Raw genomic sequence first — 14,288 nt, forward strand, 5'->3', positions numbered from 1 at the left:
GCGGCCCACGCCCCGACTCGCATGCTGGAGGGCGCGACTCGCGGGTGTCGGAGCGCGACTCGCGGGCGTGGGGGCGCGACTCGCGGGCGTGGGGGCGTGACTCGCGGGGGTGTGGCATCATGATGACCAGATTCGTCCATCTGGTCATCATCGCGGAGGTGCCGGTGTCGCCACGAGGCGTTCCCGTCGATCCGGCCGAGCGGGCGGGCCGCATCCTCGACGCCGCAGCCCGGCTCCTGCTGCGCTACGGCCACGACCGCACCACGATCGGAGACATCGCCCGGGAGGCCGGCGTCGCCAAGGGCAGCGTGTACGCCCACTGGCGCAGCCGGGACCAGCTCTTCCTGGCGCTGCTGCGTCGCGAGCAGGTGACGGTCCTGCGCCGGGTGCGGGACCGGGTCCGTGCCGCCGGCCGGCCCGCCGACCTGGAGCTGGTGCTCGCCGAGAGCGTGCGCGCCTACCAGGCCAGCCCGCTCGTCATCGCCGTCCTGACCCGCAACACCGAGATCCTCGGGGGCCTGGCGCGCGCGGCGGCGGGCGACGGCGTCCGGCGGGGCAGCATCGTCGAGCTCCTCGCCACCTTGCGGGACGGCGGCTGGATCCGCACCGATCGCACCCTCGCCGAGCAGGTCACGGTGCTGTCCGCGGTGTACCTGGGCTACTTCCTGACCGAGCCGCTGCTGCCCGGTGAGTTCCGGGTGCCCGACGACGCGGTCGCCGGGCTCATCGCCGAGACCGTGCAGCGCGCGCTGTGCCGCCCGGAACCGCTCACGCCCGACGAGGTGGCGGCGGTGGATCGGGCGGTGCACGAGCACATCACGGCCGCGGCGGAACGACTCCTCGAGGAGGACCAGCCATGAGCACCGCGTACGTGAGGGACCTGGACGATCCGGGGGCGGACCTGTCCACCACCGGCGGGAAGGGTGCCTCCCTCGCGGCGCTCACCCGCGCCGGGCTGCCGGTGCCGCCCGGTTTCCACGTGACGACGGCCGCCTACCGGCACTTCGTGCAGCGACACGGCCTGCAGGACGAGATCGTTGCCGCCGCCGGGACCGAGGAGGCCGCGGACCGGATCGCCGCGCTGTTCGCCGCGCACGAGGTCCCCGACGAGATCGCTGCGCCGATCCGGGAGGCCTACGCGGCGCTCGGTGCGCCGGCGGTGGCCGTGCGCTCCTCGGCCACGGCGGAGGACCTGCCGGGGGCGTCCTTCGCCGGTCAGCAGGACACCTTCCTCGACGTCTCCGGCGCCGACGACGTGATCGACGCCGTGCGGCGCTGCTGGGCGTCGCTGTGGACCGCGCGGGCGATCTCCTACCGCAGGCGCGAGGGGATCGGGCCCGGCGACGTGGCGCTCGCCGTCGTCGTCCAGGAACTGGTCGACGCCGACGCGGCAGGCGTGCTGTTCACGGCCGACCCCGTGACCGGCGCGACCGGCCGGATGGTCGTCAACGCCACCTGGGGGCTCGGGGAGTCGCTGGTGGGCGGGCACGTCACCCCCGACGAGCTGGTGCTCGACGCCGCAACCGGCGCCGTGCGCGAGCGGCGCACCGGCGACAAGGCCGTGATGACCGTCCGCACGCCGGAGGGACCCGTGGAACGGCCCGTGCCCGACGACCGCCGCGCCGCCCCGGTCCTCGACGACGCGGGCGCCGCCGCGCTCGTCGTGCTCGGGAGGCGCATCGCGACGCACTACGGCCGGCCGATGGACGTCGAGTGGACCCGCTCCCGGGGGGAGTTCGCGATCGTGCAGGCGCGCCCGATCACCGGGTTGCGCGACCCGTGGAACGAGAGCCGCGACGGCGACTACCTGTGGACGAACACGAACCTCGGCGAGGCGATCCCGGACGTCATGACGCCGAGCACCTGGTCGCTGGTGCAACTGTTCATGTCCCGGGCGATGCCGACGCTCTCGCTGCCCGGCTTCCGCGGCTACGGGCTCATCGGCGGCCGGTTCTACCTCAACCTGAGCCTGTCCGCTGCGATGTCCCGGCTCGTGGGCATCTCCGGATCCCGCTTCCGGTCGCTCACCGAGAACACGTTCGGACGGCTCCCGGTCGGCGTCGAGATCCCACCCGTCCCGCTGTCGTCGCTGGAGGTCCTGCGCCGGATCGTCCCCACCGCCGTCCGGTTCGTGGCGAGCGTGCCCGCCACCCTGCGCCGGCTCCCCGCGTTCGTCGCCGGCAACCCGCGCCACTGCGCGGACCTCATTGCCCGGATCGAAGCGACAGGCGACCCGCGCGCGCTCGTCCGGTTGTGGGACGAGGTGCGCCCACTCGTCGTCACCGGCTCCGACATGCTCGCCGCCGCCGGGCGCAGCGCTCCGGTCGCCCTCCTGACCACCCAGGGACGGCTGCGGAAGCTCGTCGGCGAGGCCGACGCCGCCGCGCTCACGTCCGGCCTCACCGTCGACGGCGAGGTGCTCGCCAGCCTCGGCCCGGTGGTGGGGTTGGCGCTCGTGGAGCGCGGCGACATCGACGAGGCCGGCTACGCGCAGCGCTACGGGCACCGCAGCCCGCACGAGTTCGAGGTGTCGATGCCGCGGCCGGTGGAGCGGCCCGGCTGGCTGCAGGGCCAGCTCGCGGCGCTGCGCGAGGCCGGCGCCGACCCGCTCGAGCTGCTGCGGAAGCAGGAGGCGGCCCACCACGCGGCCTGGGACCGCCTGGTCGCAACGCACCCGCGCAAGGTGGCGGCCACCCGCAAGCGGCTGCGGCGGTGGGCCCGCGCGGCGAGGACCCGCGAGCAGGCACGCACCGAGGTGGTGCGGACCTTCTCCGTGGTGCGCGCACACCTGCTGCGCGCGGGCGACCTGACCGGGCTCGGCGACGAGGTGTTCATGCTGGACCTCGACGAGGTCGCCGCCGTGCTGGGCGGCGCGCCCGCCCCGAACACGGCGCAGCGGCGCGCCGCCTACGAGCGCTACGCCGCCCTCCCGCCCTACCCGTCGGTGATCCGGGGCCGGTTCGACCCGTTCGCGTGGGCGGCAGACCCGGATCGGCGCGGGGACCTGTTCGACGCCTCGGCCACGCCCGCGGCGTCCGACGGAACGGTCTCCGGGTTCCCGGGCGCGAGCGGCGTGGTGGAGGGAACCGTGCGCGTGCTGCGGTCGGTGGACGAGGGCGCGCAGCTGCGGCCCGGCGAGATCCTCGTGACCACGGTGACCAACATCGGGTGGACGCCGCTGTTCCCGCGTGCCGCCGCCGTGGTCACCGACGTCGGCGCGCCGCTCTCGCACGCCGCGATCGTGGCGCGCGAGCTGGGCATCCCGGCCGTCGTCGGCTGCGGGAACGCGACGAGCGTGCTCCACACCGGCGACCGGGTGCGGGTGGACGGCAGCCGCGGGACGGTGGAGCTCGTCGCCGGGGACTGACGGTTCACGACGGGAGGGCTGCTCGGCACCTGCTCACCGGGTGCCGGCGGGCGCCCGCGGCGGGGACAGCGTCGTCCAGAGGGGCCAGCCGACGAACCAGATGCCGACGACCGGGGCGAGCCGCGCGCCCCAGGACCACATCGGGTCGGCGGTCCACTCTGCGGGCGCGGGGATGCCGGTGCCGGCCACCACCGCCGTCACGGCGATCACGCCGAGCGCGATCCCCCAGGCCAGCAGCATCTTGCCCCACTCCCTCCACTCGTAGGCGACCTTCGCGGCGCCGTAGCGGGGCGGGGATGGCGGGGGCGGGCCGCCGGCGAATCGGTGGGCGAACCGACGGTCGGCCCAGCGGATCATCGAGTGCCCGAACGCCACCGTGAAGCCCAGGTAGACCGCGGCCAGCCCGTGCGTGAGGCCCGGCGCCGACCCGTTCGCGACGTCGACGAGCGACGCCGTCACCAGCACCACGTCGAGCACCGGCACCAGCACCAGCAGCACCGTGCTCACACGGCGCGCCCGCAGCAGGTAGCGAGCCACCAGACCCGCGCCGAGCAGCACCCAGAAACCGACCTCGCAGGCGCCGATCAGCAGCACGAGCGGGTTCTCCGACAGGAAGCGACCCATGGCCGCGAGCCTCCCCGCTGCCAACGCGCAGGTCGTCGGCCGGAGGACCGATCTCCGACGTACACCCTTCGACGGACCCGCCGAACCGTCGCCCGCGCAACGAACGGCACTCTCGTCGGCTAGGAACCGACGAGAGTGCCGTTCGTTCAGCTCAGCGCGTTCGCGCGGGGGGCGATACCGCGTGGACCCGGTGCATCAGCAGCTCCAGCGGGCCCCTCTCGAACCTGCGCAGCCACCGCGGGGCGGCCAGCAGCAGGACCGCGGAGATCGCGGCCCAGAGCCCGACCACCCACCACGGACCGGCGTCGGCGAACCGCTCCGCGAGCCCCAGCCCCCAGCCGTAGCAGAGCACCGCGGCGATCAGGTTCTGCAGGACGTAGCAGGACAGGGCGGTGCGGCCGACGCCCGTCAGCCCGCGCCGCACCGGGCCCGGCTCGCGGCGGGATCGCAGGACGAGGGTCGTGCCCAGCGCGAGCAGGCCGAGCGCGACGAGCGGCGGGACCAGGTAGCGGTCGACCAGGAACCAGTCCTGCCCGAGGGCCGCGGTCAGCGCGTTGAGCGGGATGCCGACCCCCAACCCGGCCGCCATCAGGCGCCGGCGGATGCGCGCACCCGCGCCCGTGTCGTCGAACGCTCCCGCCCGCATCAGCCGGGACCCGACGAGGAACAGCACCACCGACGACGGGACGATCATCAGGAGCTCGATCCGGAACACGCCGATGTACTCCCACCGCAGCAGCACCTGCTCCGGCCAGCTCGCGGTGAGGGACGGGTCGGACGCCGACGGCGACACCGGTGTGTCGGGTGTGGCGATCAGCAGCGCGGTGGCCCCGAGCAGCACCGCCGCGTACACCCCGCCGACCGCGCCCGCCCAGGCCCGCACCGCCCGATCGCTGCGGCCGACCAGGTGCGCGACCAACAACGACGCGATCGCGTACCCCATCAGGACGTCGAACTCGAAGACGAGCAGGTAGTGCACGAGCCCTTCGACGAACAGGATCGCGGCCCGCACCGGGTACCGGCCGGGCCACGGGTTCCCGCGCCGCACGGCCGACCGGTACTGCAGCTCCAACCCCACCCCGAACAGCAGCGTGAGCAGGGCGAGGAACTTGCCGTTGGCGAGCGTCTGGAGCGCGGTCTGCACCGGCCCGCCGGACCCGAACCCCTGCGAGATCCAGGCCGCCGGGCCACCGGGCGCCGCGAACAGCCAGACGTTGGTGCCGAGGGTGCCGAGGATCGCGACGCCGCGCAGGACGTCGAGGGCGGCGACCCGGCCCGGCCCGCGCTCGACGGTGGTGGATGCCATGACGGCAGGATCGCGCCCGCGGCCCTCCCCGGTCGTCGGTCGCGCGGATGATCCCCGCCCGCCCGGTCGTGCGACCTTCGATCGACGCGCCGTGCGCGCGGCACGTGTTCAATGGCCGCGTGATGGCGCTGCTGTCGACGGGACGCGCGCGGCTCGACGACGCCCTCTACGCCCTCGGCTACTTCGTGGTCGGCATGCTGCTGCACCTGGTCGTGCCCGAAGTCGCCGTCCGCTGGAACGAGGGCCCCGCTCCGTCGACGGGGCTCGTGCTGGCGGGGCTCGCGGTCGCGGCGCTCGGCGAGACCCAGCGCCGGGTGCGACCGGTCCTCGGGCTGGCGACCGCGCTGGTCGCCCTGGTCGGGATGGTGCAGCTGGCGTTCGTCCCGCTCGCGGTCATGCTGGTGCTCGGCGACCTGCTCTACTGCTCCGTCCTGTACACGGCACGGCGGGTCAGCTGGGCGGTGGCCGGCGCGTGCGCGGTCGTGGCCGGTGGCACGGCCCTGATGAGCCTGGTGTTCGAGGGCGGTCGCGCCGCCGTCCTCGTGCTCCTCAACCTCGGCCTCGTGCTCGCAGTGCCGGTGCTGTGGGGGCGCGAGGTGCGCCTGCACAGCGAGCACGCCGCGGTCGAACGGGAACGCGCCGAACAGGCGTCCCGGATGGCGGAGCTGGACCGCGCGGCCGCCGTGGCCGCGGAGCGCGCGCGGATGGCCCGCGACCTGCACGACGTGATCGCCGGGCAGCTGTCGGGGATCGCGATCCAGTCCGAGGCCGCCCTCACCCTGCCCGATCCGGACCCGGCCGTGCTGCGGCGCGTGCTCACGTCGGTGCGCCGCGACAGCGTCGCGTCGCTGACCGAGATGCGCACCATGATCGGCCTGCTGCGCGCCGACGGCGCGGGCGACGCCGACCCGCGCACCGCTCCCGCGGGACTGGACCGCCTGGACGAGTTGCTGGAGACCGCACGGGCCACCGGGCTGCGGGTCGCGGTGGACGACGCCCGTACCGGGGCACCGGCAGCAGCCGCGGTCGACCTGGCCGCGTACCGCATCGTGCAGGAGTCGCTCACCAACGCCGCCAAGCACGCACCCGGCAGCCTGACCGGCCTGCACCTCGACGACCGCAACGGAGAACTGGTGATCGAACTCGAGAACGACCTGGTGCCCGATGCCCCACCCGGCGGGGGCACCGGCACCGGGCTGCTCGGGCTGCACGAGCGCGCGGACGCCGTCGGCGGCACCGTCGTGGCCGGCCCGGACGGCGAGCGCTGGCGGGTACGCGCGGTACTGCCGGTGCCCGCCGCGGCCGAGGCATCGCGGTGACCGCGCCCCCCGTGCCGGTCCGGGTGGTCGTCGCCGACGACCAGGCCGCCGTCCGCACGGGCCTGGTGATGATCCTCGACGCCGCCCCGGAAATCACCGTGGTCGGCGAGGCAGCCGACGGGCTCGCCGCTGTCACCATGGCCCGCGAGCAGCAGCCCGACGTCGTGCTGATGGACATCCGCATGCCCGGCATCGACGGCATCGAGGCCACCCGCCGCCTCGTGGGGGACGGCGTGTGCGAGGTCCTCGTGCTCACGACCTTCGACCTCGACGAGTACGTCGACTCCGCCCTCGCGGCCGGGGCGGCGGGATTCCTGCTCAAGTCGGTTGATGCGCCCGCGCTGCTCGCCGCGGTCCGCGCGGTGGCGCGCGGAGACGGCGTACTCGCTCCGGAGATCACCCGCCGCGTCATCGCACGCCTCGGCGCCCCGTCCCGCAGGCCGGTCCGACCGGCGGGCCTCGACGACCTCACCCCCCGCGAGACCGACGTGCTCGCCTGCCTGGGCCGAGGCCTGTCCAACGCGGAGATCGCGACGGAGCTGGTGATCACCGAGGCCACCACGAAGACGCACGTCTCGCGCGTGCTGACCAAGCTCGGCCTGCGCTCCCGGGTGCAGGCCGCGATCGCGGCGCAGGACTCCGGGTTGACCTGAGCCGGGCAGGCGACAGCGACACGGCCGCCCGTAGGGCCCGACTCGCGGGGTTGCGGTTGTTCCAACCCCGCGAGTCGGGGTCTGCGCGCACGTGTGTCGCGCTGTGGATGCCGGGCCGTGCGGCGGTGCGGCGCTCGCTAACGCATCCGGACCGACGGGCCGATCCGGTGCGGCGGCTCGAGCGCGTCGGCAACGCTCGTGAGCGGCGGCGCGGTCGACCGCGGTGCCGGCGGGGCGGCCGCGGCGGAGAGCGACGCGAGCACGGCGATGAAGCCCGCGAGCGCGATCCGCGACGCGGCACGCGACCCGGGTCGGCCCAGGCGGTGCCGGCCGTGGCGGACCGCTCGGGACGGGACGGGCAGCGCCGGGCCGAGCGCGGCCGCAGGCGATGCCGGATCGGCGGCGAGGGCGACGGCGAGGGCTTCCGCCGATGGCCGGCGGCGCGGCTCGTCGCGGGTCATGGCGGTGAGGACGGTGCCGAGCCCGGCGGGCAGCCCGTCAGGCACGGCGGGCGAGCGGTACAGCCGGGCGGTGGCCGATTCGACGGCCAGCCCGGGGAACTCACGGCGCCCGGTCAGCGCTTCGAGCAGCACCAACCCGAGCGCGTAGACGTCCGTGGCCGGCCCGACCAGCTCACCCCGCACCTGCTCCGGCGCGAGGTAGGCCGCGGTGCCGACCACGCATCCGCTCGCAGTGGCCGTGGTGGCGTCCAGCGTGCGGGAGATGCCGAAGTCGGCGAGGCGCGGATGGCCGCCGTCGCCGAGCAGGACGTTGGCCGGCTTCACGTCACGGTGGACGATCCCCGCCGCGTGGACGTGGGCGAGCGCCTCCGCCAGCTGGGCACCGAGGCGGCGGACGGCGCCGGGGGCCAGCGGCGGGCCCACGGCGATCCGCTCGGCGAGCGTGGGCCCCTCGACGAGGTCGGTGACGACGAACGGGCAGCCGTCCTCGCTCCCCCCATCGTGCAGCCGGACGAGACCCGGATGGTCCAGCTGGGCGAGAGCGGTCATCTCCTGGCGCTGCTGGCGAAGGTCGTGCTCGGTGGCCCCCGGCCGGAAGCACTTGATCGCTACCGCGTCGCCGCACCGCAGGTCGCGGGCGCGGTACACGACCGCCGACGACCCGGCGCCGAGCACCGGCCCGACCTCGTAACGACCCGCGACGACGCGAATCGCGTCGTCGGTCGCACCAGCCTGGTCGGGGGCCATGAGGGTGACCTTCCCCCGACCGGGGCAGCGCATGCACGATTCCGCGAAAACAACGCCCGGACGAGCGTCACACTCCGGCGGCGGTGCTCAACGCTCGACGGGTGAGGACCCGGGCGAGATGCCGACGATAGTCGGCGGTGGCGGCGAGGTCGTTCGGGGGTTCGGTGCGCTGGTCGGCGAGCACGGCGGCCTCCTCGATGGAGGCGCCGTCGGCCAGTGCGGCCTCCGTGGCCGATGCGCGCAGCGGCGTGGAACCCATGTTGACCAGCCCGACCCGACCGTCCACGACCGCGACGCCGACGATGGCCCAGTCGTTCGCGCGCCGGGTGAACTTCTCGTACGCCCAGCCGACGCCGCCGGTGCGCGGCACGCGGATCTCGACGATCAGCTCGTCCGGCTCCTTCACCGACGAGAACACGCCGGTGTAGAAGCCGGTGATCGGCACCTGGCGCTCGCCGCGCGGGCTGCGCAGCACCACGGTGCCGCCGAGCGCGAGCACTGCCGCCGGGAGGTCGGACGCCGGGTCGGCGTGCGCGAGCGAGCCGCCGAGCGTGCCGCGGTGGCGCACCTGCGGGTCGCCGACCGTGCGGGCGACGGCGGGCAGCAGCGGGCACTCCGCCGCCAGTTCCTCCGACGCCTCGAGGGTGCGGTGGCGGGTGCCCGCACCGATGGCGATCTCGTCGCCGTCCAGGCGGACGTACTGCAGCTCGGCGAGCTTGCCGATGTCGATGACCAGCTCGGGGGCGGCCAGCCGCAGCTTCATCACCGGCAGCAGCGAGTGGCCACCGGCGAGCACTGTGGCGTCCTCGCCGTGCTCGGCGAGCAGCGCGAGCGCGCCGTCGAGCGAGTCGGGGCGCGCGTAGTCGAAACCGACGGGGATCATTCGCTGCTCCCGGTGGAGAATCCGGGCGCGGCGAGCTCGGCGGGCTTGTCCTCCGCCTCTCGCGGGTCGCGCCCCGCCGCGGCGAGCACGGCACGGACGATGTTGTGGTAGCCGGTGCAGCGGCAGAGGTTGCCCTCCAGCCCCTCCCGCACCTCGCGCTCGGTGGGCTTCGGGTTCTCCGAGAGCAGCCCCACCGTCGCCATCACCATGCCCGGCGTGCAGAAGCCGCACTGCAGCCCGTGCTCGGCCCGGAACGCCGCGGCCACCGGGTGCAGGTGCTCGGAGTCGGGCGAGAGCCCCTCCATCGTGGTGACCGACTGCCGGTCGGCCTGCACGGCGAGCACCGTGCACGACTTCACCGACTCCCCGTCCAGCAGCACCGTGCAGGCCCCGCAGGACGTGGTGTCGCAGCCGATGTTGGTGGCCTTGAGCCCCACCACATCGCGCAGGTAGTGCGCGAGCAGCAGCCGTGGCTCGACGTCGGCGGTCGTCGGCTCGCCGTTGACCGTGATCTCGACCTTCTCGGTCATCGGTTCCCTCCTGCCTGCGCAGCCTGAATGGCCTCCCACACCCGCAGCGGGGTGGTCGGCATGTCGATGTGGCGGACGCCGAGGTGCGACACGGCGTCGACGACGGCGCTCTGCACCGCGGGCGTGGCGCCGATGGTGCCCGCCTCGCCGATGCCCTTCGCGCCGATCGGGTTGAGCGTCGTGGGCGTCTCCATGTCCAGCAGCGTGAAGCTCGGCAGCTCCGCGGCCGAGGGGAACCCGTAGTCGGCGAACGTAGCCGTGAGCGGGTTGCCGTCGGCGTCGTAGGCGACCTCCTCGAGCAGGGCCTGCGAGATGCCCTGCGCGATGCCGCCGTGGCGCTGGCCCTCGGCGAGCAGCGGGTTGAGCACCGGGCCCGCGTCGTCGACCGTGATGATCCGGTCGACCACGACCTTCCCCACCTCGACGTCGACCTCCACGACGGCCACGTGCGCGCCGAACGGGAACGTCGGCGCGCCGCTGTCGAAGGTGGTGTCGACGCGCAGCTGCTCGCGCTCGGCCAGCTCCGCGAGGTCGATGCCTGCACCGGTGCCCTTGACGGTGACCCGCCCCTCGGTGACCTCGAGGTCTTCGGCACTCGCCTCGAGCAGGTCCGCGGCCCGCTGCTTGGCCAGCTCGACGAGCTCACCCGCCGCCTGGTAGACCGCGACGCCACCGGTCTGGAGGCTCCGCGAGCCCATGGTGCCGGCGCCGCGCGGGATGAGATCGGTGTCGCCGTGCTTCACGGTGATCTTCTCGACCGGGATGCCCAGGTGCTCGCTCGCGAGCATCGCCCACGCCGTGGCATGACCCTGACCATGTGGAGAGGTACCGGTGAGCACGGTGACCGTGCCGTCGGCGTGCACCTCGACCGCGGCGTCCTCGCTGAACTCGCCACCACCGGTGATCTCGACGTACGAGGACACGCCGATGCCGAGCTGCAGGACGTCGCCGCGCTCGCGGCGCGCCGCCTGCTCCGCCCGCAGGTCGGCGTAGCCCGACGCCTCCAGCACGCGGTCGATCGCCTTGGTGTACTCGCCGCTGTCGTAGGTGGCACCGCCCTTCGTGGTGAAGGGGAACGCCTCCGGCGGGATGACGTTGCGCTTGCGCACCTCGGCGGCGTCCATCCCGATCTCGGCGGCGAACAGGTCGATCGCCCGCTCGATCGCCGCGGTGGCCTCGGGGCGGCCCGCGCCGCGGTAGGCACCGGTGGGCGTCGTGGTGGTCACGAGCGTGCGGGCCCGCGACTCGACCTTCGGGATGTCGTAGACGCCCGGCGCCATCTGCCGGGTGAAGAACGGCAGGAACGTGCCCAGCGCCGGGTAGGCGCCCGCGTCGGCGAGCACGTCGAGGCGGTAGGCCAGGACGGTGCCGTCGCGGCGGCCGCCGATCGTGAGGGTCTGCAGCTGGGCGCGCCCCTGCAGCATCCCCGTCATGTTCTCGGAGCGGCTCTCGCTCCACCGCACGGGCCGCCCGACCCGCTTGGCGAGCCACGCGACCAGCGCGAACGTGGGGTCGGCGCCGATCTTCGCGCCGAAGCCGCCGCCGACGTCCGGGGTGATCAGGTGGACCAGGCCGGGCTCGACGCCCAGCCAGCCCGCCACCTCGTCCCGCGCGGCCTGCGCGTTCTGGGTGGAGGCGAAGAGCGTGACACGCCCGTCCTCACCCCACGCCGCGGAGGCCGCACGGGTCTCCAGCGGTGCCGCCGCCAGGCGCTGGTTCACGACCTCCTGGGTGACGACGACCTCGCAGTCGTCGAACAGGTGCTCGTCGAAGGGCTGGTCGTGCCCGAACCCGAGGGCGAGGTTCGTGCCCACGTCCTCGAACAGCAGCACCTCCTCGGCCAGCGAGTCCTTGAGGCCGATCACCGCCGGCAGCGGGTCGTAGTCGACCTCGACCAGCTCCGCCGCGTCCTGACCCTGGTAGGGCTGCTCGGTGAGCACGGCGGCGACCGGCTCCCCGACGAAGCGCACCCGGTCGGTGGCGAGGAACGGCCGGACCATGCCCTTGGCGGCTGCTGGGAACAGCAGGGCCGGGGCCAGGTCGACATCGGCGCCGCCGAACACCGCCACGACGCCGGGCGCCGAACGGGCGGCCTCGACGTCGATCGCGGTGATGCGAGCGTGCGCCATCGGGGACCGCACGAGGGTGAGGTGCAGTGCACCGGTCAGCCGCTCGTCGGTCAGGTCGTCGGTGTAGATCGCGCCCCGGGAGAGGAACACCGGATCCTCGGTGCGGACCACGCGCGTGCCCATGATGCTCATCGTCGGGGAGCCTAGCTCGCCACCCCGGTGGTCGCCCGAACCGGCGACGACTCACGCGAACGGGTCGCCGCGCTCACCCACCGGTTCCGGCGGTCCCGCGGGGCTCGTCCACTCCCCGGGACCGGCATGACGCAGGTGGAACGGGACCGTCGGGCGGCCGCAACCCGGTGGCGACCACCGTTGGCGATCGCCACGTGACCAACGGGTGTTTCGGCGGCGGGAGAGGCCGTTCGGGTGGTGGCCGCGCGCATGATCCGCGGTATCGGTTGTCCATGGTTGTGATCACGACCATGTGCACCCGAAAGTTCGGATCATGTCCGACCCGGGGCCCGTGCTTCCGGTGGGGGACACCAGGTCCCGTCGAGCGCCGGCCACCGGAGGACCGACAGCCCTGCGTGTCAGCCGTCGGCCAGCGGGAGGTGCAGGCGCCCGCCGCTCCCCGTGAACTCCTGCGCCTTCTCCGCCATCCCCGCCTCGATCGCCGCCACCGTCGTGAGGCCGTGGGCCTCGGCGTAGTCGCGGACGTCCTGGCTGATCCGCATCGAGCAGAACTTCGGCCCGCACATGGAGCAGAAGTGCGCGGTCTTGGCCGGCTCGGCGGGCAGGGTCTGGTCGTGGAAGGCGAGGGCGGTGTCCGGATCGAGGGACAGGTGGAACTGGTCGAGCCAGCGGAACTCGAACCGGGCCGCGGACAGGGCGTCGTCGCGGGCCTGGGCGCGGGGGTGTTCCTTGGCCAGGTCGGCGGCGTGCGCGGCGATCTTGTACGTGATCACGCCGGTCTTCACGTCGTCGCGGTCCGGCAGCCCCAGGTGTTCCTTGGGCGTCACGTAGCAGAGCATCGCGGTGCCCATCTGCGCGATCCGGGCCGCGCCGATGGCGCTGGTGATGTGGTCGTAGCCGGGCGCGATGTCCGTGGCGAGCGGGCCGAGGGTGTAGAACGGCGCCTCGCCGCACCACTCCTCCTCGAGCCGCACGTTCTCGTCGACCTTGTGCAGCGGCACGTGCCCGGGCCCCTCGATCATCACCTGGACCTCCTTCGACCGCGCGATCGCCGTCAGCTCGCCGAGGGTCTTCAGCTCCGCGAGCTGCGCCTCGTCGTTGGCGTCGGCGATCGAGCCGGGGCGCAGCCCGTCGCCGAGGGAGAAGGTGACGTCGTAGGCGCGCAGGATGTCGCAGAGCTCGGCGAAGTGCGTGTACAGGAACGACTCGCGGTGGTGGGCCAGGCACCAGGCCGCCATGATCGACCCGCCGCGCGAGACGATCCCGGTGACGCGCTTCGCGGTGAGCGGCACGTAGCGCAGCAGCACGCCGGCGTGCACCGTCATGTAGTCGACGCCCTGCTCGCACTGCTCGACCACGGTGTCCCGGTAGACCTCCCAGGACAGCCGCGCCGGGTCGCCGTTCACCTTCTCCAGCGCCTGGTAGATCGGCACGGTGCCGATCGGGACGGGCGAGTTGCGCAGGATCCGCTCGCGGGTGACGTGGATGTCCTTGCCCGTGGACAGGTCCATGACCGTGTCGGCGCCCCAACGCGTGGCCCACACCATCTTCTCCACCTCCTCCTCGATCGAGGAGGTCACCGCGGAGTTGCCGATGTTGGCGTTGACCTTCACCAGGAACCGCTTGCCGATGATCATCGGCTCCGACTCGGGGTGGCGGCGGTTCGCCGGGATGACCGCCCGGCCCCGCGCCACCTCGGCGCGCACGAACTCGGCGTCCACGCCCTCGCGGATCGCGACGAAGCGCATCTCGGGCGTGATCACGCCGGCGCGCGAGTAGGACAGCTGCGTGCCCGGCTCCCGGGCCGCGATCCAGGGCGCGCGCAGCGGCGCCAGGCCCGCGCGGACGTCGATCGCCGCGGTGTCGTCGGTGTACGGGCCCGAGGTGTCGTAGACGTCGTGGTGCTCGCCGGTGGACAACGCGATCCGGCGGACCGGCACGCGCAGGCCGTCCGGCCCGTCCACGTACGCCTTGTGTGAGCCCCGCACGGGGCCGGTGGTGACGGACGGCGCGACAGCGGTCATCGTCGCTTCTCCCTACGTCGGAATTACCCGGACAGGTTCTGCGGTCGGCTGCACATGCCCTCTCAGCCCGTTGCGCGCACGAGCTCCCGCGATGTGTGGAGTTGTGATCAGGG

The 14,288-nt window shown here is 73.9% G+C and carries 11 protein-coding genes and 1 riboswitch; of the genes, 4 read left to right on the forward strand and 7 right to left on the reverse strand.

All coding sequences use genetic code 11. From position 1 onward, the window contains the following. Window positions 1–119 precede the first annotated feature (119 nt). Both CFP66_RS07615 and CFP66_RS07620 read left to right on the forward strand, forming a co-directional pair. Window positions 120–860 (forward strand): TetR/AcrR family transcriptional regulator, encoded by a 741-nt coding sequence (locus tag CFP66_RS07615; protein ID WP_094921747.1) that lies wholly within the window; start codon window positions 120–122, stop codon window positions 858–860. Then, window positions 857–3,367, forward strand: coding sequence for a PEP/pyruvate-binding domain-containing protein (locus tag CFP66_RS07620; protein ID WP_094921749.1), 2,511 nt, complete (start codon window positions 857–859; stop codon window positions 3,365–3,367). The genes CFP66_RS07615 and CFP66_RS07620 overlap by 4 nt, the downstream gene beginning before the upstream one ends. A gap of 33 nt (window positions 3,368–3,400) precedes the next feature. Here the strand turns inward: CFP66_RS07620 and CFP66_RS07625 are convergent, their stop codons facing one another. Beyond that, the gene (locus tag CFP66_RS07625) at window positions 3,401–3,991 is read right to left on the reverse strand and encodes a hypothetical protein (RefSeq protein WP_094921750.1); all 591 of its coding nucleotides are present in this window, start codon (window positions 3,989–3,991) and stop codon (window positions 3,401–3,403) included. 151 nt (window positions 3,992–4,142) lie between these two features. Beyond that, window positions 4,143–5,297: a DUF418 domain-containing protein gene (locus CFP66_RS07630; protein ID WP_094921752.1), complete on the reverse strand. Its 1,155-nt coding sequence runs from the start codon at window positions 5,295–5,297 to the stop codon at window positions 4,143–4,145. Between the two features lie 122 nt (window positions 5,298–5,419). Here CFP66_RS07630 and CFP66_RS07635 point away from each other — a divergent pair, with 122 nt between their 5' ends. Both CFP66_RS07635 and CFP66_RS07640 read left to right on the forward strand, forming a co-directional pair. Next, on the forward strand, window positions 5,420–6,616 hold the full coding sequence (locus CFP66_RS07635) for a sensor histidine kinase (protein ID WP_233159265.1): 1,197 nt from the start codon (window positions 5,420–5,422) through the stop codon (window positions 6,614–6,616). 11 nt (window positions 6,617–6,627) lie between these two features. Then, window positions 6,628–7,269 carry a response regulator transcription factor gene (locus tag CFP66_RS07640; protein ID WP_094922328.1) on the forward strand — a complete coding sequence of 214 codons (642 nt, stop codon included), beginning with the start codon at window positions 6,628–6,630 and terminating at the stop codon, window positions 7,267–7,269. A 137-nt stretch (window positions 7,270–7,406) separates the two neighbouring features. Here CFP66_RS07640 and CFP66_RS07645 read toward each other — a convergent pair whose 3' ends face one another. From CFP66_RS07645 to thiC, 5 genes are all read right to left on the reverse strand, one after another. Further along, on the reverse strand, window positions 7,407–8,477 hold the full coding sequence (locus tag CFP66_RS07645) for a serine/threonine-protein kinase (RefSeq protein WP_158228044.1): 1,071 nt from the start codon (window positions 8,475–8,477) through the stop codon (window positions 7,407–7,409). A gap of 67 nt (window positions 8,478–8,544) precedes the next feature. Next, window positions 8,545–9,360: a xanthine dehydrogenase family protein subunit M gene (locus tag CFP66_RS07650; RefSeq protein WP_094921756.1), complete on the reverse strand. Its 816-nt coding sequence runs from the start codon at window positions 9,358–9,360 to the stop codon at window positions 8,545–8,547. Continuing rightward, window positions 9,357–9,890 carry a (2Fe-2S)-binding protein gene (locus CFP66_RS07655; RefSeq protein ID WP_094921758.1) on the reverse strand — a complete coding sequence of 178 codons (534 nt, stop codon included), beginning with the start codon at window positions 9,888–9,890 and terminating at the stop codon, window positions 9,357–9,359. Before CFP66_RS07655 ends, CFP66_RS07650 begins: the two co-directional genes overlap by 4 nt. Next, window positions 9,887–12,151, reverse strand: a complete 2,265-nt coding sequence (locus CFP66_RS07660; protein ID WP_094921759.1) for a xanthine dehydrogenase family protein molybdopterin-binding subunit — start codon at window positions 12,149–12,151, stop codon at window positions 9,887–9,889. The genes CFP66_RS07655 and CFP66_RS07660 overlap by 4 nt, the downstream gene beginning before the upstream one ends. 398 nt (window positions 12,152–12,549) lie before the next feature. Next, complete coding sequence (gene thiC / locus CFP66_RS07665; protein WP_094921761.1) at window positions 12,550–14,175, reverse strand: phosphomethylpyrimidine synthase ThiC; 1,626 nt, start codon at window positions 14,173–14,175, stop codon at window positions 12,550–12,552. Continuing rightward, window positions 14,168–14,275: riboswitch (TPP riboswitch) on the reverse strand. Its footprint overlaps the gene before it by 8 nt. Window positions 14,276–14,288 lie beyond the last annotated feature (13 nt).

It is taken from the genome of Pseudonocardia sp. MH-G8 (genome assembly GCF_002262885.1).
Classification (GTDB): Bacteria; Actinomycetota; Actinomycetes; order Mycobacteriales; family Pseudonocardiaceae; genus Pseudonocardia.

Coding starts and splice junctions, on each gene's coding strand:
- CFP66_RS07615 (WP_094921747.1), top strand. CDS start 120: ATGATGACCAGATTCGTCCATCTGGTCATCATCGCGGAGGTGCCGGTG.
- CFP66_RS07620 (WP_094921749.1), top strand. CDS start 857: ATGAGCACCGCGTACGTGAGGGACCTGGACGATCCGGGGGCGGACCTG.
- CFP66_RS07625 (WP_094921750.1), bottom strand. CDS start 3,991: ATGGGTCGCTTCCTGTCGGAGAACCCGCTCGTGCTGCTGATCGGCGCC.
- CFP66_RS07630 (WP_094921752.1), bottom strand. CDS start 5,297: ATGGCATCCACCACCGTCGAGCGCGGGCCGGGCCGGGTCGCCGCCCTC.
- CFP66_RS07635 (WP_233159265.1), top strand. CDS start 5,420: ATGGCGCTGCTGTCGACGGGACGCGCGCGGCTCGACGACGCCCTCTAC.
- CFP66_RS07645 (WP_158228044.1), bottom strand. CDS start 8,477: ATGGCCCCCGACCAGGCTGGTGCGACCGACGACGCGATTCGCGTCGTC.
- CFP66_RS07650 (WP_094921756.1), bottom strand. CDS start 9,360: ATGATCCCCGTCGGTTTCGACTACGCGCGCCCCGACTCGCTCGACGGC.
- CFP66_RS07655 (WP_094921758.1), bottom strand. CDS start 9,890: ATGACCGAGAAGGTCGAGATCACGGTCAACGGCGAGCCGACGACCGCC.
- CFP66_RS07660 (WP_094921759.1), bottom strand. CDS start 12,151: ATGAGCATCATGGGCACGCGCGTGGTCCGCACCGAGGATCCGGTGTTC.
- thiC (WP_094921761.1), bottom strand. CDS start 14,175: ATGACCGCTGTCGCGCCGTCCGTCACCACCGGCCCCGTGCGGGGCTCA.